Source organism: Pantoea sp. 18059, from assembly GCF_902706165.1.
Classification (GTDB): domain Bacteria; phylum Pseudomonadota; class Gammaproteobacteria; order Enterobacterales; family Enterobacteriaceae; genus Pantoea; species Pantoea agglomerans.
Genome location: NZ_CACSJS010000001.1, coordinates 1,314,805 through 1,339,587, shown reverse-complemented (window position 1 = coordinate 1,339,587; position 24,783 = coordinate 1,314,805). Strand labels below are relative to the sequence as shown.

General features: G+C 48.2%; 23 protein-coding genes and 1 other annotated feature. Of the genes, 10 read left to right on the top strand and 13 right to left on the bottom strand.

Features of this window, described 5'->3' with window-relative positions; all coding sequences use genetic code 11:
* The 8 genes from rfbA (at position 1) to gndA (ending at position 10,422) form a co-directional block, all read left to right on the top strand.
* A complete protein-coding gene (gene rfbA, locus GVJ63_RS06330) occupies positions 1–882 on the top strand; it encodes a glucose-1-phosphate thymidylyltransferase RfbA (protein ID WP_010670973.1) in 882 nt (293 codons plus the stop codon).
* Positions 882–1,427, top strand: a complete 546-nt coding sequence (gene rfbC, locus GVJ63_RS06325) for a dTDP-4-dehydrorhamnose 3,5-epimerase (RefSeq protein WP_010670972.1) — start codon at positions 882–884, stop codon at positions 1,425–1,427. The genes rfbA and rfbC overlap by 1 nt, the downstream gene beginning before the upstream one ends.
* Positions 1,424–2,242: an ABC transporter permease gene (locus tag GVJ63_RS06320; protein ID WP_111534034.1), complete on the top strand. Its 819-nt coding sequence runs from the start codon at positions 1,424–1,426 to the stop codon at positions 2,240–2,242. The genes rfbC and GVJ63_RS06320 overlap by 4 nt, the downstream gene beginning before the upstream one ends.
* Positions 2,232–3,572: an ABC transporter ATP-binding protein gene (locus tag GVJ63_RS06315; protein WP_010670970.1), complete on the top strand. Its 1,341-nt coding sequence runs from the start codon at positions 2,232–2,234 to the stop codon at positions 3,570–3,572. The genes GVJ63_RS06320 and GVJ63_RS06315 overlap by 11 nt, the downstream gene beginning before the upstream one ends.
* Positions 3,569–7,111, top strand: coding sequence for a glycosyltransferase (locus GVJ63_RS06310; RefSeq protein WP_159226579.1), 3,543 nt, complete (start codon positions 3,569–3,571; stop codon positions 7,109–7,111). Before GVJ63_RS06315 ends, GVJ63_RS06310 begins: the two co-directional genes overlap by 4 nt.
* 87 nt (positions 7,112–7,198) lie before the next feature.
* Entirely contained in the window at positions 7,199–8,035 is an 837-nt protein-coding gene (locus GVJ63_RS06305; RefSeq protein WP_181451918.1) for a glycosyltransferase family 2 protein, read from the top strand.
* The gene (locus GVJ63_RS06300; protein WP_111534030.1) at positions 7,998–8,870 is read left to right on the top strand and encodes a glycosyltransferase family 2 protein; all 873 of its coding nucleotides are present in this window, start codon (positions 7,998–8,000) and stop codon (positions 8,868–8,870) included. The genes GVJ63_RS06305 and GVJ63_RS06300 overlap by 38 nt, the downstream gene beginning before the upstream one ends.
* Positions 8,871–9,012: 142 nt before the next feature.
* Entirely contained in the window at positions 9,013–10,422 is a 1,410-nt protein-coding gene (gndA, locus tag GVJ63_RS06295; RefSeq protein WP_010248093.1) for an NADP-dependent phosphogluconate dehydrogenase, read from the top strand.
* Between the two features lie 35 nt (positions 10,423–10,457).
* On the opposite strand, the gene GVJ63_RS06290 is transcribed toward gndA, so the two are convergent.
* From GVJ63_RS06290 to hisL, 12 genes are all read right to left on the bottom strand, one after another.
* Positions 10,458–11,756 (bottom strand): succinylglutamate desuccinylase/aspartoacylase family protein, encoded by a 1,299-nt coding sequence (locus GVJ63_RS06290; RefSeq protein WP_159226578.1) that lies wholly within the window; start codon positions 11,754–11,756, stop codon positions 10,458–10,460.
* Between the two features lie 106 nt (positions 11,757–11,862).
* Entirely contained in the window at positions 11,863–12,654 is a 792-nt protein-coding gene (locus GVJ63_RS06285; protein ID WP_010248077.1) for an ABC transporter substrate-binding protein, read from the bottom strand.
* Positions 12,655–12,720: 66 nt separating this feature from the next.
* The gene (locus GVJ63_RS06280) at positions 12,721–13,197 is read right to left on the bottom strand and encodes a YbaK/prolyl-tRNA synthetase associated domain-containing protein (protein ID WP_064690206.1); all 477 of its coding nucleotides are present in this window, start codon (positions 13,195–13,197) and stop codon (positions 12,721–12,723) included.
* Between the two features lie 115 nt (positions 13,198–13,312).
* A complete protein-coding gene (hisIE, locus tag GVJ63_RS06275; RefSeq protein WP_031591333.1) occupies positions 13,313–13,924 on the bottom strand; it encodes a bifunctional phosphoribosyl-AMP cyclohydrolase/phosphoribosyl-ATP diphosphatase HisIE in 612 nt (203 codons plus the stop codon).
* The gene (hisF, locus tag GVJ63_RS06270) at positions 13,918–14,694 is read right to left on the bottom strand and encodes an imidazole glycerol phosphate synthase subunit HisF (protein ID WP_010248068.1); all 777 of its coding nucleotides are present in this window, start codon (positions 14,692–14,694) and stop codon (positions 13,918–13,920) included. Before hisF ends, hisIE begins: the two co-directional genes overlap by 7 nt.
* Positions 14,676–15,413, bottom strand: coding sequence for a 1-(5-phosphoribosyl)-5-[(5-phosphoribosylamino)methylideneamino]imidazole-4-carboxamide isomerase (gene hisA, locus GVJ63_RS06265; RefSeq protein WP_031591331.1), 738 nt, complete (start codon positions 15,411–15,413; stop codon positions 14,676–14,678). The genes hisF and hisA overlap by 19 nt, the downstream gene beginning before the upstream one ends.
* Positions 15,413–16,003 carry an imidazole glycerol phosphate synthase subunit HisH gene (hisH, locus tag GVJ63_RS06260; RefSeq protein WP_008926061.1) on the bottom strand — a complete coding sequence of 197 codons (591 nt, stop codon included), beginning with the start codon at positions 16,001–16,003 and terminating at the stop codon, positions 15,413–15,415. Before hisH ends, hisA begins: the two co-directional genes overlap by 1 nt.
* Positions 16,003–17,070 carry a bifunctional histidinol-phosphatase/imidazoleglycerol-phosphate dehydratase HisB gene (gene hisB / locus GVJ63_RS06255; protein WP_158149180.1) on the bottom strand — a complete coding sequence of 356 codons (1,068 nt, stop codon included), beginning with the start codon at positions 17,068–17,070 and terminating at the stop codon, positions 16,003–16,005. Before hisB ends, hisH begins: the two co-directional genes overlap by 1 nt.
* A complete protein-coding gene (gene hisC, locus GVJ63_RS06250; protein WP_010248060.1) occupies positions 17,067–18,143 on the bottom strand; it encodes a histidinol-phosphate transaminase in 1,077 nt (358 codons plus the stop codon). The genes hisB and hisC overlap by 4 nt, the downstream gene beginning before the upstream one ends.
* The gene (gene hisD, locus GVJ63_RS06245; RefSeq protein ID WP_010670959.1) at positions 18,140–19,444 is read right to left on the bottom strand and encodes a histidinol dehydrogenase; all 1,305 of its coding nucleotides are present in this window, start codon (positions 19,442–19,444) and stop codon (positions 18,140–18,142) included. The genes hisC and hisD overlap by 4 nt, the downstream gene beginning before the upstream one ends.
* Positions 19,445–19,447: 3 nt before the next feature.
* The gene (gene hisG, locus GVJ63_RS06240) at positions 19,448–20,347 is read right to left on the bottom strand and encodes an ATP phosphoribosyltransferase (RefSeq protein ID WP_004571317.1); all 900 of its coding nucleotides are present in this window, start codon (positions 20,345–20,347) and stop codon (positions 19,448–19,450) included.
* Between the two features lie 48 nt (positions 20,348–20,395).
* Positions 20,396–20,516, bottom strand: a sequence feature (His leader region).
* Positions 20,492–20,539 (bottom strand): his operon leader peptide, encoded by a 48-nt coding sequence (gene hisL, locus GVJ63_RS06235; protein ID WP_100396937.1) that lies wholly within the window; start codon positions 20,537–20,539, stop codon positions 20,492–20,494. It overlaps the preceding feature by 25 nt.
* Before the next feature lie 179 nt (positions 20,540–20,718).
* Here hisL and GVJ63_RS06230 point away from each other — a divergent pair, with 179 nt between their 5' ends.
* Positions 20,719–21,543 (top strand): SDR family oxidoreductase, encoded by an 825-nt coding sequence (locus tag GVJ63_RS06230; RefSeq protein ID WP_010670958.1) that lies wholly within the window; start codon positions 20,719–20,721, stop codon positions 21,541–21,543.
* 95 nt (positions 21,544–21,638) lie between these two features.
* Positions 21,639–23,366 carry an LTA synthase family protein gene (locus GVJ63_RS06225; RefSeq protein WP_159226577.1) on the top strand — a complete coding sequence of 576 codons (1,728 nt, stop codon included), beginning with the start codon at positions 21,639–21,641 and terminating at the stop codon, positions 23,364–23,366.
* A gap of 126 nt (positions 23,367–23,492) precedes the next feature.
* Here GVJ63_RS06225 and GVJ63_RS06220 read toward each other — a convergent pair whose 3' ends face one another.
* Positions 23,493–24,770: an FAD-binding oxidoreductase gene (locus GVJ63_RS06220; RefSeq protein WP_010248052.1), complete on the bottom strand. Its 1,278-nt coding sequence runs from the start codon at positions 24,768–24,770 to the stop codon at positions 23,493–23,495.
* Between the last annotated feature and the right edge of the window lie 13 nt (positions 24,771–24,783).

Below are 24,783 nucleotides of genomic sequence, written 5' to 3'. Positions count from 1 at the left end.
GTGAAAAAGAATAAAGGTATTATTCTCGCTGGCGGCTCAGGAACGCGTCTTTACCCGGTAACAATGGCAGTCAGTAAGCAACTGCTTCCGGTTTATGATAAGCCGATGATTTATTATCCACTCAGCACGCTGATGCTTGCAGGAATTAACGATATCCTGATTATCAGCACACCGCAGGACACGCCGCGATTCGAAGGCCTACTAGGTGATGGCTCTCAGTGGGGCATCTCAATTCAGTACAAAGTGCAACCGAGTCCGGATGGCCTGGCTCAGGCGTTCATCATTGGTGAAGAGTTCATCGGTGATGATTCAGTCGCACTTATCCTCGGCGATAATATTTTCTACGGGCATGACCTCTACAAGCAGCTTGAAGCTGCGTCATTGAAGGATGATGGCGCTACCGTCTTTGCTTATCACGTTACCGATCCTGAGCGTTATGGTGTTGTAGAATTTGATAAGGAGGGTAAAGCTATTTCGCTGGTGGAAAAACCTGAGAACCCTCGCAGTAATTATGCCGTTACTGGGCTCTATTTTTACGACAACAGTGTTGTGGAAATGGCGAAAAACCTGCAGCCTTCACCTCGTGGTGAACTCGAGATTACGGACATTAACCGTATCTACATGGAGCAAGGCAAACTTTCTGTATCAATTATGGGCCGCGGTCATGCCTGGCTTGATACCGGTACGCATCAGAGTCTGATGGAAGCGAACAACTTTATTCAGACTATAGAATCAAGACAGGGCCTGAAAGTAGCTTGTCCGGAAGAAATTGCCTTCAGAATGGGCTTTATTGATAAAGCGCAATTACAGGAACTTGCTAAGCCGTATCTAAAAAACGAATATGGCAAATATTTGATGGCGCTGGTGGAAGGGCGTTTATAATGAAGATTATCGATACTAAAATTCCTGATGTTAAAATTTTTGAGCCTGCTGTGTTTGGCGATGAACGTGGGTTCTTTTTTGAAAGCTTTAGTCAGAAAAAATTTGATGAAGCTGTCGGCAGGCATGTTGATTTTGTACAGGACAACCATTCTAAATCAAGCAAAGGTGTTTTGCGCGGTTTGCACTATCAACTTAATCCTTATGCGCAAGGTAAACTAGTACGTTGTGTTGCGGGAGCTGTGTTTGACGTAGCGGTTGATATACGCAAGCAATCTCCGTTTTTTGGTCAATGGATTGGTGTTGAACTTAGCAGTGAAAATAAAAGGCAATTATGGATACCGGAAGGTTTTGCACATGGATTTTTAACACTCATTGATAATACTGAATTTGTTTATAAAACCACTAACTTTTATTCAAAAGAAAATGAGCGTAGCATTGTCTGGAACGATCCTTCAATCAATATTGAGTGGCCGAAAAATGAGGTCCTGCTATCAGAAAAAGATAAGCTTGCTTCTTTATTTTCCGGAGCTGAGGTCTTTGAATGAATTCGCTTCTTAAAATGACGTGGCAATGTGTTAAATCGCCAGTGTCTAATCGAAGATTAATCTATACACTGACTAGAAGAGAAGTTATTAGCCGCTATCGGGGCTCAGTATTGGGTTTGTTATGGTCGTTTTTCACTCCTGTATTAATGTTAGTCGTTTATACGTTTATTTTTAGCGTAGTGTTTCAGGCTAAGTGGAGTGAAGGTCATACTTCTAAATCGTCTTTTGCGTTACTGTTATTTTCCGGATTAATAATTTTTAATTTATTTTCGGAATGCATAAACCGGGCGCCTGGCATCATTCTTGCCAATTCAAACTATGTAAAAAAGGTTATCTTCCCCTTAGAAATATTGCCATGGGTAAATCTTTGCGCTGCATTGTTTCATTTTGCGATCAGTTGCATTGTATGGATAACATTTTATGTATTTGAAGTCGGGATGCCACATTTAACAATTCTGCTGTTACCCTTTATTTTGCTTCCTCTGATGTTTATGATAATGGGCATCAGTTGGATACTAGCTTCACTTGGAGTATACCTAAGAGATGTGAGTCAAATCGTCGGGATTTTAACGATGGTTTTAATGTTCTTATCACCTATCTTTTTCCCTACTTCGGCACTGCCAGATTCAGTAAGACCGCTTTTATCTTTAAATCCGTTAGCCCATTTTATCGAGCAAACGCGTGATGTTATGTATTGGGGAAAAGTTCCTGAAATAATCCCTTATATTAAAGGATTAATTATAAATGCGATTCTGGCATGGTTAGGATATTTGTGGTTTCAGAAAACACGTAAAGGATTTGCTGATGTCATCTGATAATATCATTGAAGTCGCTGGGTTGAGTAAATGTTATCAGATTTATGAATCACCTCAGCATCGTCTTATGCAGATGTTCTATAGATCGCATAAACAAATGTATCGAGAATTCTGGGCGCTTCGGGATGTAACATTTTCCCTCAAAAAGGGGGAAACAGTAGGCATCATCGGACGGAATGGATCGGGAAAATCGACGCTGCTGCAGATGATATGTGGAACACTGACTCCGACGAATGGCAGTGTAACAGTCAATGGACGTATTGCTGCATTGCTCGAACTTGGTGCGGGCTTTAACCCTGAGTTTACCGGGCATGAAAATGTGTTCATGGCAGCGTCGCTATACGGATTAACCAATGAACAGATCCGCGATCGATATGAAAAAATATTAGCCTTTGCTGATATTGGTGATTATATAGATCAACCGGTTAAGTCCTATTCAAGTGGTATGTATGTGCGTCTTGCATTTGCTGTCATCGCACATGTAGATGCAGACATATTGGTTATCGATGAAGCGCTTGCCGTAGGTGATGCAGTTTTTACACAGAAATGCATGCGATTTATACGAAAATTTAAAGAAAATGGAACATTACTTTTCGTTAGCCACGATACTAACTCTGTCATTAACCTGTGTGATAAAGCTATCTGGCTACACAAAGGTGAAATGATAACTTCAGGAACGGCGAAGCAAGTTGCAGAAAAATATCTGCAATATACTCTGCAGGAAGTTTATGGAGATGAAACACATCTCGAAAGTATCAAACAAGATAGTGAAGCAACATTAGAAGAAAACGACAAGCATTTAACCCCTAAAGAATTAAATGAAACCCCAGCTATCGATTATAAGGTTCAATATGGGATTGCTAACAACCTTTCTGAAGCTAATGGATGGAAAACAGGTGCTGCAGAAATAACAGATGTGTCATTTATCAATAAAGATCATAAAAGCAAGAATCTCTTTAAAGGAGGCGAAAAAGTTGAGTTATCTGTCAGGGCTAACATTTATCAGGATTTTGACTCGCCAATTATTGGTTTTTTAGTAAAGGACCGTTTGGGGCAGGTATTATTTGGAGAAAATACGTTACCCTTCACTACTGAAAAACCGTTGGTTGCTTCTGCGGATAGTAAGATTCATGCCACATTTGAATTTACATTGCCAATGCTACCTAATGGTGAATATGCACTAATGGTCTCCCTTGCAAACGGAGATTTGAATAATCATGTTCAGCATCACTGGCTTCATGATGCTATGATCATTAATGTATCATCCAGTGAAGTACGCTGGGGACTGGTTGGAATTAAATTTGATAAAGTTAAGCTGAGACAAGAATGAAAAATTTAAAAGAGCTCTATCAGGAGCATCATGGTAAATCATCCGATAAATGGGATATTTATCTTGAAACTTATCATAATATCCTTTCCAGACAACAAAAAACTCTAAAAAATCTTCTTGAAATTGGTGTCCAGAATGGCGGGTCTTTGGAAATATGGAGTAAATATTTTCCAAATGCTGAAAACATAGTGGGTTGTGATATTAATCCTGATTGTGCTCGTCTTGAATACGAAAATAAATCGATTAAAGTTTTGATCGGGAACTCTTCTACATTAGAAATTAAAAACAAAATTAGTGAAATTACCCCTTCATATAATTTGATAATAGATGATGGTTCGCACAATTCATCAGATATAATAAAGTCTTTTTTACTTTACTTCCCTATGCTGGAGCAGGATGGTGTTTATATTGTTGAAGACCTACACTGTAGTTACTGGCAAGAATGGGAAGGAGGACTTTATGACCCATATTCTTCTATGGCCTTTTTGAAAAAACTTGCTGATATTACCAATTTTGAACACTGGGGTATTGAGCGTTCTGCTTCAGACTACCTCTCTTCATTATTTAAACATTATCATAGTGCAGAACTAGATAATGTTGATTATTCAGAAATTCACTCCGTCACTTTCATAAATTCATTATGTATAATTACAAAAAAATCTAGAAAAGAGAATTTATTAGGTCTACGTCACGTTGTTGGTGAGGATGAAGAAGTAGTAGTTGGTAATCTCGAGTTAAATGGCAGCGTATTTAAAGCGCCAGAACAAACAGAAAACCCATGGAGTAATCTAAGTGTCTTTCCGGAAATGGAGTGGAAAGAACTTGTTACGCAGAATGCCAGCTTATCCGATCAGTTATCTGTAAGCGCAAGGCAAATTAATCTTTATAAAAGAATTGAAGATGTACTACGAACTGAAATTGACGATCTTAAGGCGCAACTAAACAATCAGTCTGAGCTAGCAAATAGATTATCCTTTGAAAATAATGCTCTGCTGACCTCCACTAGCTGGAAAATTACTGCGCCTATGAGAAAGGCAGTTCTTAACGCGCGTCGCGTTAAGAAAGCGGCTAAAGTTGCAAAAAGTGTGGTCTCTAGTTATGGCATAAAAGGAAGTGTGAATCGAACACTTTCTCTATATAAAAAGAATGGGCTTAAAGGGATTGTTCGCAAGATATATCATATTAATAACTTACAATCCGCGTCACAAAGTGTTTTATCAGCTAAAACTCTCCCAGCTGTAATGTTAAATAACGAATCTTTGCTCTTACCACGAGTACTTATTATTGCTGAAATGTCTATTCCTCAGTGTAAGAAATATCGTGTAGATCAGAAAGTCGATTTATTTAAACAGCTAGGAATTCCTGTCAAAACTCTGAATTGGACCGACTTAATTGGTTGTATGGAGGCTTTACAGTATCATTCGATAATCATTTTTTATCGTGTACCTGCGTTTGAAACAGTGATGACACTCTTTGATGAGTGTAAACGTTTAAATTTAGAAACATACTGGGAAGTCGATGATCTGATATTCGATGAAGACATACTTCTTAAAAGTAAAACGTTAAATGAGCTTGATAAAGAAACCTTTAAAGGGTTAATAGATGGTGCCAGGTTATACCATGATGCAATGATGCGTTGTAAAGGCGTCATTGCATCGACTGAGCCTCTGGCAGAAGCTATGTTAAAATCAGGAGCTAGTAAATCAATAGTCATTGAAAATGCGCTTGATCCTGAAACAATTGAAACAGCAGAATCTATCCCAGAAATAAGAAAAAGTGAAACTGATGATATAATTCGTATTGTCTATGGGTCTGGAACAAGTACTCATAATGTAGACTTTTTAGAAGCTTCAGATGCCATCTATAATATTCTTGTTTCTTCTCCTAATGTTCATTTACGTTTAGCGGGTATGTTAGAACTACCTGACAAGTTTGATAAAGTAAAAAATCAAATAGAAAGAATAGGGTTTTGTCCTTATGCAGATTATTTAAGGATTCTTGCTGAGTGTGATATTAGTATTGCGCCACTTGAAAATTATATTTTCAACGACTCAAAATCAAATATTAAGTATCTGGAAGCTTCAATCTTAGGTTTGCCAAGTGTTTGCTCTCCTCGTCCAAACTTTATTTCCGTAATAGAAAATGGAGTGAATGGTTTTCTCTGTTATGACACAGAGCAATGGGAGGCATCATTTAAGATGCTTATTGAAGATCCTTTATTACGAAAGAATGTCGGTGAAAACGCTAAAAAGTCTGTTTTGAAACACTATTCACCTGAAAGCATTGCCCGTGAACAAGCTTCCATAATTATTAAGGATTTTGAGCGTTTAAATAATAATAAGGTTAAGCATGTTCTCTCTGTCAATTGCTATTATAATCCACGTTCTTTTGGTGGAGCGACTGTTGTAGCAGAGGCTTTGAATAAATGCTTCGTTAATGATAAAGAATTTAATATTCATATATTAACTTCTTTACCAGAAGAATATGGTGCTGCTAATACTCTTCGACGATACGAAGCCTACGGCCAGGATTGTTATGGTATTGTTTTGCCCAACTTACTTTCTGAAAACCGTCAGGTTATTAACCCTGATATAGATAAAGCGTTTACAGATGTACTGGATCTAGTTAAACCAGATATTGTACATTATCATTCTATTCAAGGGCTTGGCATTACTATGCTACGGATATGCGCTGAACGTAATATCCCCATCGTTGTAACTACACATGATTATTGGTGGTTATATGAGCATCAATTTATATTGAGCTTTAAAGAAGATCACAAGTCCCGTGGAAGTAGTGACGATACGAATGGCAACATTCCAGCAAAAATGGACTATCTGGAAATGAAGAAAAGAGATGCACTATCTCTTGCTACTAAGATAATTTCTCCAAGTATGTTTACCACTGAGCTTTATCGTAAAGAAGGTTTTACTGAAGCTCTGCTTAATAAAAATGGAGTTACTTATCCTCAGAGTATTTCGCCTAAAGTTCCTGGCCGACCATTACGATTCGGGTATGCGGGAGGAAATACAGACATAAAAGGTTATCACTTAATAAAATATGCATTTAATCATATAGCAGAAAATGAAGGTAAGTTAATAATCGTTGATAATGCACTTAACCTTGGTTTTAAGTCTTTCCATGAGAGCGATCTAGCCGGATTGAAAAATGTTGAAGTTGTGCCTGCTTTTTCACAGGATAACATGGACGAATTTTTCAATTCTATCGATGTTCTTTTATATCCAACTCAGTCTAAAGAAAGTTTTGGATTGACTGTACGTGAAGCGCTAATCAGAAACGTCTGGGTTATTACCTCAGATGCGGGTGGTGCTGTAGAAGATATTATACCCGGCGAAAATGGGTTTATTATCCCTTTTAATAATGATGGTGGCACGCTTCTGGAATGTGTTAAAAAAACCATAGCGCATTTCTCCTATTTGCCACAAACTGACGTAGTACAACTGCCTCATTCACACATACGATCATTCGGCGAGCAATACGAAGAGCTTAAAGATATCTATCGCAGCTGTATCAAATAAGGGCCTTTGGCCCTTTTATTAGATAATCACATGCCAAATAACACCCTCGCAATCATTGTTACTTATCATCCACAGCTTGAGCAATTAATGTCTCAAGTTAATATATTGTCAAAAAGTAATGTCGATATTATTATTGTTGATAATGCTTCGGATAATAATTATGCACTGAAAAATATGGCTTTCGAATTTGATAAGCACATTGAAGTTATCTTGTGCGATAGCAACTTAGGAATTGCGGCAGCTCAAAATATAGGTATAAATCATGCCATCATCAATAGATATAAAAATATATTACTGATGGATCAAGATAGTTTACCTGCAAATGATATGGTGTCTTCCTTACAGGAAGTTTTGGTTAAATACCCAGATGCTGCAGCGGTGGGACCACAATTTTTAGACGTAAATAACAATGTGCGGTCACGCTTTATCCAAATTAGAGGGTTAAAGATTGATAAAAAACTTAAGCCAGATGATAATGGATGTGTTATTGTTGATCATCTAATTTCTTCTGGTTCATTAATATCCGTCGAAAGTATTCAAAAAGTTGGCTTGATGGACGATACGCTCTTTATTGATTATGTGGATGTTGAATGGGCTTTAAGGGCTAAGAGTAAAGGCTTTAAGAGTTATGGAGCTTGTAACGCCCATATGACACATACGTTAGGCGATGAAAGAGTTAATTTTTTAAGTAACTCAATTGCTATTCATTCTCCCCTCAGACATTACTATCAGGCTCGAAATGCTTTGCTATTATACAAGCGTAACTACATCCCTTTTAACTGGAAAGTGGTAGATGCATTTAAATTAATAGTAAAGATGTCCTTTTACATTATTGCATCTCGAAACAAGTCGCTCGAGTTAAAGATGATTTTCAGGGGAGTTATGCATGGTTTACGTGGCATCCACGGAAGATACAGTCAATAATTCTCAAACAAATGAAATAAACTCCAACAATCCCGAACGTGAGATTTCTTTGCGAGTTTCAATTGTTTGTTACTATATTGATGATGATATACTTGAATTACTTGAATCATTTAAAAAGGCCGCATCTTACATTGATCATCTGCGTTACGATTTTGTGATTGTAGAAAACGGTTATAAAGAATTAAAGCCACTCCATAACAAAGTTGTTGATCAATTCCAGTTTTGTGAAATCATCATAAGTGGTGAAAACCTGGGCTATGGTCGGGGCCATAATGTTACTTTTTCTGAAGATTATGATTATCATCTGATTCTTAATCCTGATGTTATTTTTACAGATGACTCTTTGTCTAATGCTCTGGTTTTTATGGAAAAAAATAAAGGCTGTGGCTTGTTATCACCGCAGGCTTTTTGGAGAAATGGCGATAGGCAATATCTTTGCAAGCGTTATCCAAATGTTTTCACATTATTTCTTCGCGCTTTTCTTCCAAAATCACTCCATCATTTATTCAAAAATAAACTTGAAACATACTGCATGATGAAAGAAACGCAATCTGAGACAGTTTTGTGGCAGCCAGATAGTGTTAGTGGCTGTTTTATGTTTTTCAGAAATAACGTTCTTTTGCAACTGAATGGTTTTGATAAAAACTTTTTTTTATATTTTGAAGATACAGACCTGAGTTTACGAGCTCGTCAGGTTACTGAGGTTGCTTATGTTCCGGATGTGAAAATAATCCACCATGGTGGTAATGTTTCCAGGAAAGGTCTTAAGCATATACTCCTTTTCTCACATTCGATGTTTAAATTCTTTAATAAACATGGATGGAAGTTTTTCTAAATAAATTTGCCGTCAGCGCACTGTTAAGATTTTAACTAATGGCACCAAATGCTATTTATCTTCTCATTCAGTAAGTTATTATCTTCTATGTGATATATAGTTCTAAACGTATTCATTACGTTTTATATAACAGGAGTAAAAGATGTCCAAGCAACAGATCGGCGTTGTAGGTATGGCAGTGATGGGCCGCAACCTGGCTCTTAACATTGAGAGCCGCGGTTACACTGTTTCTATCTTTAACCGTTCACGCGAAAAGACTGATGAAGTCATCGCCGAGAACCAGGGCAAGAAACTTGCTCCTTTTTACACCGTTGAAGAGTTTGTCGAATCGCTGGAAAAACCTCGTCGTATCCTGCTGATGGTTCAGGCGGGTGAAGCGACCGATAAGACAATCGCCTCCCTGACTCCACACCTGGATAAAGGCGACATCCTGATCGATGGCGGTAACACCTTCTATAAAGACACCATCCGTCGTAACAAAGAGCTTTCAGACCAGGGCTTCAACTTCATCGGTACCGGTGTTTCCGGTGGTGAAGAGGGCGCACTGAAAGGCCCATCTATCATGCCTGGCGGTCAGAAAGAAGCCTACGAGCTGGTTGCTCCTATTCTGGATAAAATTGCTGCACGCGCAGAAGATGGCGAAGCCTGTGTGGCTTACATCGGTCCGGACGGCGCGGGCCACTACGTGAAGATGGTTCACAACGGCATCGAGTATGGCGACATGCAGCTAATCGCTGAAGCCTATGCTCTGCTGAAAGGCGCGCTGGGTCTGAACAACGAAGAACTGGCTGAAACCTTCACCGAGTGGAATAACGGCGAGCTGAGCAGCTACCTGATCGACATCACCAAAGATATCTTCACCAAGAAAGACGAAGAAGGTAAATACCTGGTTGATGTGATTCTGGATGAAGCAGCGAACAAAGGTACCGGTAAATGGACCAGCCAGAGTTCACTGGATCTCGGCGAACCTCTGTCACTGATCACTGAGTCTGTGTTCGCTCGTTACCTCTCCTCGCTGAAAACCCAGCGTGTGGCAGCCTCTAAAGTACTGAGCGGTCCACAGGCGAAGGCCTTCACCGGTGACAAAGCGGAGTTCATCGAGAAAGTTCGTCGCGCTCTGTATCTGGGTAAAATCGTTTCTTATGCTCAGGGCTTCTCACAGCTGCGTGCCGCGTCAGAAGAGAACAACTGGGATCTGCATTACGGTGAAATCGCGAAGATCTTCCGCGCTGGCTGCATCATCCGTGCCCAGTTCCTGCAGAAGATTACTGATGCATATGCAGAAGATGCAGGCATCGCTAACCTGTTGCTGGCACCGTACTTCAAAGATATCGCTGATCAGTATCAGCAGGCGCTGCGTGATGTGGTTTCCTACGCGATTCAGAACGGTATCCCGACGCCAACCTTCTCTGCGGCGATCGCTTACTACGACAGCTACCGTTCAGAAGTGCTGCCTGCTAACCTGATTCAGGCGCAGCGTGACTACTTCGGTGCGCATACCTACAAGCGCATTGATAAAGACGGTGTTTTCCACACCGAGTGGTTAGATTAATCACTAAAAAGGGCTTCCCTCGGGAAGCCCTTTTTTTATCCTACCAGCAAATCCCCGCTCCGAATCTCTCGCTCACCTGCCAGCCTCACAACCAGCATACCTGCCGTCGCAAACTTAGCCCAGTGTCTTGCATAGAGAATACCGCCATGTTCCGTCACCAGCGGGGTGATCTGGTCGGTTATCGGATCAACAATCTCCGCCACCACTTCTCCTGGCCGAATCTTTGCGCCCAGCGGTTTACGATGCAGGATCAGACCGGATACTGGTGAGTGAATGTATTCGCAGCCCGCTAATGGCGTAGGTGGATTTTTCAGGGCAGGGGAGGCTGCCGCCGATCCTTCGCTGTGACGCTCTTTGATGACGCCAGCTTCTCCAGGTGCTTCAGCGATATCTGGCACGTTTAAACCAATCGGGCCGTCATTGATAGCCACGATATCGTCTCCGCCCGCGCTCGCCGGGACAAGTTCGTCGCCGCCAATCACGGGTGCCGCCACCTCCACGGAAATCGCAGGCTCGCTGTAGCCGATATAACCGCCTTCCTGTAGCGCTGAAATAATCGCCTCCGCGTCTTTCTCCGCCTGTTCAGGCGACACATCACGTACACCGCGCAACTCCAGCGTCACCGGCAGCAATCCCCGTGGCATCGGATAATCTTTGCCAAACCGTTCCGCCAGCGTCAGCCAGGGTTCGCAACAGGCTTCATCAAACGGTTCACCGCCAGAGATCTGCGCCAGCAGCTGCACCTCGCTGCCTAACCAGCGCGCCAGCGGTTCAATGTCCGGCCAGGCGTGCGGCGTGGTGTAGAGATGTGGCACGGCTTCCCAGTCACAGTGCAGGTCAATCATCAGATCGGCCTGACTGGCCATCCGCATCAGCGTGTGGCGTTGCGCATCCAGCTCGGTTTTTGGCACGGTATCGCGATAGTGGCGATCAATCGCCTCGCGGATCAGGCTCCGGTTCTGCGATTCACTTTGAGTCAGACTGTCAGCCAGCCCGGCCGCCAGGGTAGTACCGAGTGACGGGAAACGGCGGTTGAAGTCCTGGCCAGAGAGCGTATGGAATCGGCCCAGATGGGTGCCATGCCAGTGCTGTCCCAGCGCCAGCGGATTGGCAACCGGCACCAGGGTAAAAGCGGCTTTAAGTTGACCGGCGGACTCCAGCGCCTGTAGTCGCTGCTTTAAAAACCACGCCACTGCCATACCGGGCAGTTCGTCGCCATGCAGCGCAGCCTGGATATAGACCTGACGCTCGTTGTCTTCCGCGAAATGGAAACTGATGATTTCACGCTGGGTGCCTAAAGAGGCGCTTAACAGTGGATGATGTTGTTGATGCATACCGTGTTAATGTCCTTTAATCGGCAAAGGACGACAGCGCGCCGTCCTGAAAAAGTTAAAGTATAGTGCCGGATCGCGTTGAGGATGAAAAAGGGCGACCGCGAGGTTAAGGCTGGATAGAGATATCCGTAGCAAAATAGCGCTTCTGAATCTGGTCAAAGGTGCCATTCTTTTTGATTTCGACGAAGGCGTTATCCAGTGCGGTTTTCAGCTCGGTATCGCCTTTACGCAGGCCAATCGCCGTGCCGGGGCCGATGATCGGATCCTGTATAATCGGGCCAGCCAGTTCAAAATCTTTGCCCTGCGGATGCTTCAGGAAGCCGATGGCAGCCTGTGCCGCATCGGTGAATACCGCATCCAGTCGGCCTGAAACCAGATCGCTTTCAACCTGTGCCTGATCGCCATAAGGCACTACGGTCACACCGTGAGGCTGCCATTTCGCCAGCGCATAGCGCTCCTGAACCGTTCCCTGTTCTACGCCGACCGTTTTTCCTTTCAGGGATTCAACGGTGGGCAATATGCCAGCACCTTTACGGGCAATCAGCTGGGTGTGGGTGTCATAGAGCGGCGCGGTGAAATCAATCTGCTTCAGGCGCTCTTCGGTAATGCCCATGTCGGACAGAATGGCATCAAATTTACGCGCTTTAAGGGCCGGGATCATGCCGTCAAACTGGCTTTCAACCCAGACACATTTTGCCTGCATCTGAGTACAAAGCGCATTGCCCAGATCAATATCAAAGCCGACCAGCTTGCCCTGTGGCGTTTTCGATTCGAATGGCGGATAGGTCGGATCGACCGCGAAACGCACCTGTTCGATTTTTGCCTGCGCGCCAAAAGCGCAGCCTGCCATAACGGCCACAGCCAGCGTCTGACGCAGGCGTTGAGTGAAAATGTTCATGATTTTGCTCTTATTCTGTCGTGATGAGTGATTATGCAGAGTATCGCCGGGCTGCCGGGATGGCAATTACTGCGTAATCTTCACCACGTCAGCCGCGCATAACGCGCGATAATCTTCGGTATTCAGGATCACTGAGCGTTCCAGCAGACCGGCGTTAAACGCGATCTCCGGATAACGTTCAAACAACGCGGGGTCAACAATCAGTCTGAGGTCGGGATGAAAGCTGAACGGTGGTATCGCCCCGAATACGCAGCCGGTCAGCAGATCGGTTTCCGCCGGACTGGCGAGTGAGGCGCGTCTTCCTCCGACCGCGGCCGCGACTTTGCCCAGATCGGCCTGATGATCGGCAGGTAAAACCGCCAGTACATGCTGTTTAACGCCGTTGCCTTTCACATGACAGACCAGCGCTTTAGCACCCTGGCCGATTTTGGTGCCGCGTATCGCCGCGACCGCTTCACATTTACCGGTCGCCTCATGCTCCATCAGGCGATAGCGTGCCTGGTGCTGGTCGAGCAGGGCGATTAATTTCTCATGGGTGGTCACGGTTCTCTCCCTGAGGTTTGAGTTGCCGTCATTGTGCCGGATGGACGTGAGGAATGAGCTGAAGACTGCTCAGAATCCGCATAAAAAACGAAATTCTGAGCAGCATATTGCACAGTTACTTATGGCGGTCACGCAGGTTGTTGATCACGGCGCGGAAGTCGAGATCCTGATCCTGCAACAGCACCATCAGGTGATAGACCAGGTCAGACGCTTCGTTGGTGAGTTCATCCCGATCGTTGACCGTGGCGGCCAGTGCGGTTTCAACGCCTTCTTCACCCACTTTCTGCGCGATGCGTTTGGTGCCGCTGGCGTAGAGTCGTGCGGTGTAGGAGCTTTCAGGATCGGCGGTTTTGCGCGAAGCCAGCAACTGCTCAAGCTGATAGAGGAACGTCCACTCAGGGACCGCCGGTGAGAAGCAGCTGGTGGTGCCCAGATGGCAGGTCGGGCCAATAGGATCCGCCAGCACTAACAGGGTGTCATTGTCGCAGTCAGGCGTGATGCTCACGACCTGCAAAAAATTGCCGGAGGTTTCGCCTTTGGTCCACAAACGATTTTTGGTGCGGGAGAAAAAGGTGACCTTGCCTTCTGCCAGCGTTTTCTCCAGCGCGGCCGGGTTCATGTAGCCATGCATCAGCACTTCGCCTGAGACGAAGTGCTGGACAATGACCGGCATCATGCCCTGTGTTTTATCCCAGTCGAGAAGGGCCTGTTGTTGTTCAGTTAGCACGCGCGAATCTCCACTCCGTTGTCGATCAGAAAGCTCTTCAGCTCACCAATATTAATAATCTGCTTATGGAATACCGAGGCGGCTAAAGCACCATCCACGTTAGCTTCGGTAAACGCATCCAGGAAGTGCTGCATGGTGCCTGCGCCGCCAGAGGCGATCAGGGGAACTTTGCAGACTTCACGCATTTTCTTCAGCTGCACCAGGTCATAGCCGTTACGCACGCCATCCTGATTCATCATGTTCAGCACGATCTCGCCTGCGCCCAGCTTCTGCACTTCCTGCACCCACTCCAGCGTTTCCCACTGTGTCACGCGGGTGCGCGCTTCGTCGCCGGTATACTGATTCACCTGATATTTACCGCTGGCTTCATCAAACCAGGTATCGATCCCGACCACAATACACTGCACGCCAAAACGGTCCGCGAGGCGGGTGATCAGCGTGGGGTCGGCCAGCGCCGGCGAGTTAATCGAAATCTTATCTGCGCCAAACTCCAGAATGCGCGCTGCGTCTTCCGGGGTTTTAATGCCGCCCGCGACGCAGAACGGGATATCGATCACTTCCGCAACCCGCGATACCCAGCTTTTGTCGACGACCCGGCCATCGGATGAGGCGGTGATATCATAGAACACCAGCTCGTCGGCACCTTCGGCGGCATAGCGCTGCGCCAGCGGTACGATGTCGCCGATGATCTCGTGATTGCGAAACTGTACGCCTTTGACCACCTGGCCGTCACGTACGTCCAGGCAGGGAATTATCCGTTTTGCCAGCATGCGATCGCCTCCGAAACAGTGAATTTATCTTCCAGCAGCGCACGTCCGACAATCACGCCCTGAACGCCGCTGCCGCGCAGGGCGGCGATATCATTGAGGTCGCCAATGCCACCCGAGGACTGAAAAGCAATCGTCGGGAAGCGCGCCGTCACTTCCTGATAGAGCGCAACATTGGAGCCGCTCAGGGTGCCGTCGCGAGAAATGTCGGTGCACAGCACGTGCTTCAGGCCCACCTGCTGAAAGTCGGTAATCACCTCTTCCAGCGTGACACCCGCCGCTTCCTGCCAGCCACTGATTGCCACTTCTTTGCGGTTACTGGCATCAATGCGCACATCTAACGCAAGCACAATCGCCTCTGCGCCAAATTCCGCAAACCACCGTTTTACCTCTTCAGGCTGTTTCACCGCGGTGGAACCGACCACCACACGACTCGCTCCGGCTTCAAGCAGCGCATGAACATCGTCACGGCTGCGAATGCCGCCACCGACCTGCACCGTCACATCAACGCCATCCAGCAGGGTTTTCAGCAGCGCGATCTGGCGTTTCGCCGGATCTTTCGCGCCGGTTAAATCCACCAGATGCAGCACGGTCGCGCCCTGGCGAACGTAATCCTGCAGACGCGGCAGCGGATCGCTGCCGTAATCGCGCTGCTGACCATAATCGCCCTGATGCAGACGAACCACTTTGCCGTCAATTAAATCTAACGCGGGGATAATCATTACATCTCCAGGAAGTTTTTCAGCAGCTGCGCGCCCGCTTTGCCCGAGCGTTCAGGATGGAACTGGACGCCAAAGAAGTTATCTTTCTGCACCGCGGCGGTGAAAGCTTCACCGTAGTGACACTGGGCGATAGTGCTGGCGTTGACCGGCATGGCATAGCTGTGGACGAAGTAGAAATAGCAGCCTTCGTCGATGCCACGGAACAGATGATTGCCCGCCTGCGCGGTAATCTGGTTCCAGCCCATGTGTGGCAGCGGCAGGCCGTGCGTGTCCATTAATGACACCGGCTCATCGATAATCCCCAGCGTCGGCACGCCGCCGTTTTCATCGCTGCCGCGACCCAGCAGCTGCATACCCAGGCAGATCCCCAGCACCGGCTGGGTACAGGCTTTGACCAGATCGATCAGGTCACGCTCTTCCAGCTGATTCATTGCCGCCTGCGCGGTGCCGACGCCGGGCAGAAACAGTTTGTCGGCACGCAGCACCACATCGGGATCGCGGCTCACTTCCGGGGTGTAGCCCAGACGTTCAATCGCCCATTTCACCGACGACAGGTTGGCGCAACCGGTATCCATGATCACCACGTTCATCACAGCACTCCCTTCGAGCTTGGCAGCGTAGTGCCCTCAACGCGGATCGCCTGACGCAGCGTACGGCCAAAGGCTTTAAACAGGCTCTCGACGCGGTGATGGTCATTCTTGCCTTTGGTTTTAAGATGCAGGGTGCTCATCATGGCGTAGGAGAGCGAGCTGAAGAAGTGCTCGACCATCTCGGTGCTGAGGTCGCCCACGCGCTGATAGTTGAACTCCGCTTTAAACTCGATGTGCGGACGGCCGGAGATATCCAGCGCGCAGCGCGCCAGACATTCATCCATCGGCAGCACAAAGCCGAAACGGCCAATGCCTCGCTTGTCGCCCAGCGCCTTCAGCAGCGCTTCGCCCAGTGCCAGACCGGTATCTTCCACCGTGTGGTGATCGTCAATATAGAGATCGCCTTTCACTTCGATGTTCATGCGGAACCCGCCGTGTACGGCGATCTGGTCCAGCATGTGGTCGAAGAAACCCACGCCGGTATTAATCTTGCTGCCGCCTTCGCGATCCAGCCACAGTTCTACCCGCACCTGTGTCTCTTTGGTGTTGCGCTGCACCAGCGCATGGCGGTCACGCTGGGTCAGACGCTGCTGGATAGTCTGCCAGTTCTGGCCGTCAGCACCGTAGCGGATAGGCTGGATGCCCATGTTCTCCGCCAGCTGAACATCGGTCAGGCGATCGCCAATCACGTAGCTGTTGGCGGTATCCAGCGCGCCTTCGGCCAGCCAGGCTTCCACCATTCGGGTTTTTGGCTTGCGACAGTCGCAGTGATCGTCCGGCATGTGCGGGCAGATCAGCACATCGTCAAACGCAATGCCCTGCGAGGTCAGGATCTGCATCATCAGATTGTGCGGGCCATCGAAATCGGCCTGCGGGAAACCCGGGGTGCCAAGACCATCCTGGTTAGTGATCATGACCAGGCGATAACCGGCGGCCTGCAGTGCCAGCAGCGCCGGGATAACATCTGGCTCAAACGCCAGCTTATCCATGCGGTCCACCTGATAATCTTCAGGCGGCTCAGAGATTAACGTACCGTCGCGGTCAATAAAAAGGGTCTTCTGGCTCATGCTTGCTCCACAGAAAAGGCTTGCAGCGCGGCGATCACTCGTTCGCACTCTTCACGCGTGCCGATGGAGATGCGCAGGCATCCCGACAGGCCCGGATTTTTGTTCTGATCACGCAGGATAATGCCCTGATCCCATAAGGTTTTGAAGACTTTTGGTGAATCGGTAAAGCGCGCCAGCACATAGTTGGTTTCACTGGAGAAAACCTGCTCAACGCAGGCCAGCTGAGCCAGTTCAGCCTGCAGCCAGCTACGGTTCTCATTCAGCTGTGCCACATGTTCACGCATCAGCGCAATTCCCTGGTCGCTCAGTGCCTGACCGGCGACATCGGCAACCGGTGTGGCCAGCGGGTAGGGCGCAATCACCTTCATCAGCAGGTCGATGACCGGCTTATTCGCCAGCGCAAAGCCGCAACGCAGGCCAGCCAGCGCAAAAGCTTTAGAAAGCGTACGCAGGATCACCAGATGCGGATAATCCTTCAGCCAGCCGGTCAGGGTCGCCTGCGGGCAGAACTCAATATAGGCTTCATCTGCGACGACCAGCGCTTTACCGGCGGTCATTGCCAGCAGCTGACGGATGTCGTCCTGATTGATCAGGTTGCCGGTCGGGTTGTTCGGGCTGCAGAGGTAAACCACTTTGACGCCATCCAGCTGCTCTGCAATAGCAGGCAGGTTAAGCTGCCAGTCGGTCAGGGCCGGGACGGTGCGGTATTCAATGCCGATGGTTTCGGCGCTGACGCTGTACATGCCATAGGTCGGTGGACAGAACAGAATCGCATCCTGACCCGGCTCACAGAAGGCACGCATGATCAGTTCGATGGCTTCATCTGCGCCACGGCTCACCAGCACCTGCTCCGGCGTTAAGCCTGCATAAGCCGCGTAGCGCTCAATCACCAGTTTAGGCTGACATTCCGGATAGCGGTTCAGCGTCTGCTGCGACAGCTCAAACGGCACCGGCAGCGGAAACTCGTTGGCATTGAGCCAGACATCTCCGTTGCCACCCAGACGACGCGCCGACATATAGGGCGTCAGGGCGCGCACATTGGCGCGCGCCAGCTGCTCAATATCCTGACTCATGCTTGCTCCTTCAGTGCGGCAACGCGCAGGGTGACGGCATTCTTATGGGCATCCAGCTGCTCGGCGGCGGCCAGGGTTTCAATGGTGGCGGCCAGGTTCAGGAAGCCCTGCGGCGTCAGCTCCTGCACCGTCATGCGTTTCTGGAAATCGGCCAGGCCCAGGCTGGAACAGGTCGAGGTGTAACCGTAGGTCGGTAACACGTGATTGGTGCCAGAGGCGTAATCGCCCGCGGACTCCGGCGACCAGTCACCTAAAAATACCGAACCGGCGCTGGTGATCGACTCCACCAGATCGCGCGGCTGACGCGTCTGCAGAATCAGGTGCTCCGGGCCGTAGAGATTAGAGATCGCGACACACTGCTCAAGGTCACGCGCCACGATCAGGCGGCTGCTTTCCAGCGCCTGACGCGCTGTGGCAGCCCGCGGCAACTGCGCCAGTTGCTGCTCAACCGCGACCGCGACCGCCTCGGCCAGCTTTAATGAAGGCGTCAGCAGAATCACCTGCGAGTCGGGACCATGCTCTGCCTGTGAAAGCAAATCAGACGCGACAAACGCGGGCGTGGCGCCTTCATCCGCAATCACCAGCACTTCAGAAGGACCCGCTGGCATATCAATCGCCGCGCCATCGAGTCGCTGACTTACCTGACGTTTCGCTTCTGTCACCCAGGCGTTGCCCGGGCCAAAAATCTTGTCCACGCGTGGCACGGTTTCGGTGCCGAAGGCCATCGCGGCGATGGCCTGCGCGCCGCCTACCTGGAACACCTCTTCTACGCCGCACAGCTGGGCGGCATACAGGATCTCATCGGCAATCGGCGGCGGCGAACAGAGCACCACGCGGCCACAGCCCGCGATACGGGCCGGGGTCGCCAGCATCAGCACGGTGGAGAAGAGCGGGGCGGAACCACCAGGAATATAGAGTCCGACCGATTTCACCGGACGGGTAATCTGCTGGCAGCGTACGCCTGGCTGGGTTTCCACATCCACCGGCGGCAGGATCTGCGCGTTGTGGAAGGTTTCGATATTGCCCACCGCGACAGCCATCGCCTGCTTCAGCTCGTCACTCAGACGTAAGCTGGCCTCTGCGATTTGCTGCGCGGTAACACGCAGGTTATCCACCTGCGCTTTGTCGAAGCGGGCGCTGAACTGGCGCAGAGCGTCATCACCGTTCAGCTTTACCTGCTCCAGCACATCGCGCACCGTCAGCGTCACGTTTTCAGAGGCGGCGATAGCAGGACGTAACAGCAGCGCCTGCTGCTGTTCGGGGGTGCACTGCTGCCACTCAATCGGGGTAGAAAAGGCCATGGCTTACTCCATCATCTTCTCAATAGGCAGCACCAGAATCGAACTGGCACCCAGCGCTTTCAGTTTTTCCATGGTTTCCCAGAACAGGGTTTCGCTGCTGACCATGTGCATCGCCACGCGGCTGACATCGCCTGCCAGCGGCAGCACGGTCGGGCGCTCTGCGCCAGGCAGCAGGCTGATCACTTCTTCCAGACGCTCACTCGGCGCGTGCAGCATGATGTACTTCGATTCACGCGCTTTAATCACGCCCTGAATACGGGTCATCATCTTGTCGATCAGCTCCTGCTTGGCGGCAGGCATCTCGCCGTCACGCTGGATCAGCACCGCTTTTGAACGATAGATTACTTCAACTTCGCGCAGGCCATTGGCTTCCAGCGTAGCACCGGTAGAGACCAGATCGCAGATGGCGTCAGCCAGACCGGCGCGGGTCGCCACTTCCACGGAACCGTTCAGTAAACAGGTCTTAAAGCTGACGCCTTTTTTGTCGAGGTATTGTTTTAACAGGTGCGGATAGGAGGTGGCGATACGGGATTTATCCAGGCATTCCGGGCCGGTATACTCGGCATCTGTCGCCATCGCCAGTGACAGACGGCAACCGCCGAAGTCGAGGCGGCGCAGCGTAAAGTAGCGCGGGTCTTCACCCTGGGCACGGCGCGACAGCAGCTCTTCTTCCAGCACGTTCTCGCCGATGATGCCTAAATCGACCACACCATCCATCACCAGGCCAGGAATATCGTCATCGCGCACGCGCAGGATGTCGATCGGCATGTTCTCCGCAAACGCAATCAGGCGCTGTTGCTGAAGGTTGATTTTAACGCCGCAGCGCGCCAGCAGTTCGCGTGAATCATCACTTAAACGGCCAGATTTCTGCATAGCTATGCGTAAACGGGTGTTATCTAACATGGTTCCTGTCCTCTTAATTCGGTCCTGAATGTGTGGTTACGTCAGCCCATAAAAAAACCCCCGGAAGACGATCTTCCGGGGGTTCTCTTGCGTTCACACCACTGGAAGATCTTGAAAGTCTTCCAGCACCAATCGCCTGAAAGACTAGTCAGGATGATGGTGGTGATGATGGTTGAACTGAACGCGTGTCATAATAATCTCGTCGATGAATGAGTATTCATTTGTGGGGTTTAACCTAGCGAAGATGGCTGCGCTTGGCAACACTTTTTTAAACGGGCGGTTCGGAAAGCGCTGAAACAGGTTGTTCTGGTTTGCAATCCGGGGGCAAACTACGGTGAAGTCAGGGTTGATGTTTCACGTCAGGAGTCAAAATGAAGAAGGTCGCGATTGTGGGACTGGGCTGGTTAGGCATGCCGCTGGCCACGGCGTTAACTGCGCGAGGCTGGCAGGTCACCGGCAGCAAAACCACGCCAGACGGTGTAGACGCGGCACGCCGCTGCGGCATTGAGGCGTTCCAGCTGGAACTGACGCCGGAACTGCTCTGTGATGCCGCCGATATTGAGCCGCTATTCAACGTCGATGCGCTGATCGTTACACTGCCCGCCAGCCGCACTGCGGAAGGGGGCGAAGCCTATCTGCAGGCGGTGCAGAATGTGGTCGATACGGCGCTGGTTTATAAGGTACCGCGCATTATCTTTACCAGTTCCACCTCAGTCTATGGCAGCAGCGCCGGCGCTAAGCGGGAAAACAGCCCGCTGGACGCAGAAACGGTGGCCGGAAAGACGCTGGTTAAACTGGAGAACTGGCTGCACGATCTGCCAGGCACCAGCGTGGATATTGTGCGGCTGGCCGGTCTGGTAGGACCAAAGCGCCATCCGGGACGCTTCCTCGCCGGTAAGCAGGATGTGGCCAATGGCTCGCAGGGCGTCAATCTGGTGCATCTGGATGATGTCGTTGAGGCGATCACGCTGCTATTGCAGTCGCCCAAAGGGGGACGGGTCTACAATCTGTGTGCCTCGAAACATCCCTCGCGTGACACCTTCTATCCTGCGGTCACGCACCAGCTTGGGCTGCAGCCGCCGCAGTTCGCACCCGAGCCGGAAAAGAATAGCGGCAAGCTGATTGATGGTTCCCGCATCTGTAGCGAACTCGGTTTTGAGTACCGCTATGACGATCCGGTTAAAATGCCTATCTAAAAAAATTTTGTATATACGTGATGTTTATGGGGGTTCACACTAACTCTCATAAGCATTATAATACTAAAAATTACTTAACTAATAATGATTGTAAAATGAATTTTCTGTTCAATTGTCGCTGGGGTTTTGTGTGGTTGTTACTTGCTGTATATGCATCAGTTACGTATGTTCAATATAATTTAGTGGTTTATATACTTCCAACACTTGTTGAGATATTTTTTATTCAAGTAACTCTTTTTTTATTTGTCAAGTTTGCAAAATTACATTTTTCCATAGTTAGGTTTATTTCTGTAATTTTAGCTTTTTTCATATTATTACAACTTCAGTTTGTTCAGAAGTCTGGTGCATTTATAACCGTTTTATCACTGTGGAATAGAGATTCCGCTGATTTTATAAATATCTCAGCATCAAGTTATTTTCCTTTTGCTGTTTTTCTTGTTCTTTTTTTAATTTGTCGTCCTAATTCAGGCTATATTAATAAAAAATTCACTAAAGCAGTTAGTGTTGGGGCTATATTATCATATTGTGGTATTGTTTATGCGAATGTCCAGCATGAACCTTCTTTTTCAGAATGGCGTTCGCCTTTGCTTTCTATTGTGACAACAATGCATAATTATATAGAGATGAACCGAAAGCTGGATGCTATGAAAGAAAATGGTTCAGAGCGTGAAAAGATATATAATGAATTTAAACATTACACTATCTATCCGTCAGAAGGAAAGGATGAAGAGTTATTTAGTAAAATACCACATAAACCGAATGTGGTAGTTTTCTTTGTCGAAGGTATGTCAGCAAATATCATTGATTATTATGGTGGTAAATACAAAGATCTTACCCCTAATATTGATCAATTAGCTAACTCTTCTCTGGTTTTTAAAAACTATTACAATCATACTGCTGCCACTTTCCGGGGATTGCGAGGACAATTGACATCTACCTATCAATATATAGGCGGGACAGATTCATTAGCTAAAGGTCTTGATCAACTGTCATCCGAACAGGTAGTGCTTCATACATTAAATAAGTTAACTACACTGCCAAATATTCTGCGTGACGAGGGTTATAACACCTACTTCATCAGTCCTCATTATCAAGGTGCTAACCTTAATACTATGCTGGCATCTCTAGGTTTTGACCGCGTTTATACACGTGCAGATGATATGCAGTTTAAAGGTTCCTCTACAGAGCCATTAAGTGATAAAGCACTTATTGATTTCCTAATCAAAAAAACCAAAAGTGATAAAGCACCATTCTTTATTGGTCTTTATAATTTTGGTACTCATCTTACTATTGATAGCCCTGACATTAAATACAAAGATGGACGAAGTATTGCACTGAATAGATTCCATAATTTAGATGCGCAGGTTGGTCGTTATATTAAATATCTTAAGGACAGTGGGATGTCGAAAAACACCATTTTCGTTCTAACTTCTGACCATGCCTCATTCCCGGCTCCAGAGTTTACATCGGTCATTGATACTCCAAAGAATTATTTTATTGATAAAATTCCTTTACTTATGTATTGGGAAGGTGTTCAGCATCAGGTGATTGATGCCGAAGGAAAGAATAGTGTGAATTTTGCGCCAACATTGCTCAATGTTTTAAAAATAGCAAAGGCTAAAAATTATTTTATGGGATGCTCACTCCTTGACAACAATTGCCATCCCGTAGCGAATATCAGCGCATATGGTGACAGTTTCTTTATAACGGATAAGCACGATGTTTATCCTGAGTTTGCCATGCCAGATTATCTTAAAGATCAATTTACACAAGGTAAAGAGTGGGTCTGGAAGGGATACAAAATGACTGACAATACTCATTAAACATTCATAGTTATGGGGGGGGGAACCCCCATAATCAGGGTTGAATAAAGACTCAAGCTATCTAATGCAGTTACAATTTAGATAACCAATGATCTTAAAGGTCGTTTTGATTTTAGTTACACGGGTTCACACCCCTAACCGATCCCTCAACGCATACCACACCGCGCCCATCGCCGTCAGCGGCACCTTAAACCGTCGCCCACCGGGAAACGGCAGGTGAGGCAGGCGGGCGAAGGCATCAAAACGCTCGGCATCGCCGCGTAACACTTCGCTGATCAGCTTGCCGGAAAGATGCGTACTGGTTACGCCATGACCGCTGTCACCCTGCATAAAATAGACATTCTTCTCCAGCCGGCCAAACTGCGGCATGCGCGACAGCGTCAGGAGGAAATTGCCGCTCCAGCTGAAGTCCAGCTTCACGTTCTGCAACTGCGGGAAAGTGCGGCGCAGCTTGGGCCGGATCAACGCTTCAATATCGGCCGGTTCCCGTGCGCCATAAACCACGCCGCCGCCATAGAGCAGCCGGTTATCCGCAGTCAGACGGAAGTAATCCAGCAGATAGTTACAATCTTCCACACAGTAGTTGTTCGGCATCAGCGACAACGCCTGGTCGGTTGACAGCGGTTCGGTTGCCACAATCTGCGATCCGCACGGCATGCTTTTCCTGCTCAGTCGCGGTTCCAGCTGCGGGGCCAGATAGGCATTCCCGGCGAAGATCACAAAGGTTGCGCTGACCTCGCCCTGGGCGGTTTTTACCCGGTTTGGTGTACCATAAACCACACTGGTCGCCGCGGACTGTTCATAGATGCGTCCGCCATGTCGCCGGATCGCCTCCGCTTCCCCCAGCGCCAGGTTCAGCGGATGCAGATGGCCGCCGCGCCGATCCAGCAGCCCGCCAACGTAGCGTTCGGTGGCGACTTCACGGCGAATGGCTCGCTCATCCAGTAGTTCCAGATCATGATTCCCATACTGCTGCCATAACGCTTTCTGTTTTCGCAGATGCGCCATCTGGCGCGCATTCAGGGCCGCAAAAACGCCGCCAGGCCGGTAATCGCAGTCGATCGCGTACCGCTTAATGCGATCGCGGATGATTTCAGCGCCTTCAAACATCATGCTGCCCAGCATACGGGCGCTCTCTTTACCGTAGCGCTGCTCAATCACATCCACGTCGCGGCTGTAGGAGTTCACCACCTGACCGCCGTTACGCCCGCTGGCACCAAAGCCGACCCGCGCCGCTTCCAGCACAACCACGTCATAGCCTACCTCGGTCAGATGCAGCGCCGCCGAAAGACCGGTGAAACCGCCGCCAATAATGCAGACGTCACACTGAATGCTCTCCTGTAATGTCGGCCAGGGCGCATGCGGATTGGCGGTCGCTGCGTAATAACTCTCCACGTAATTCATAACAACCTCCGGA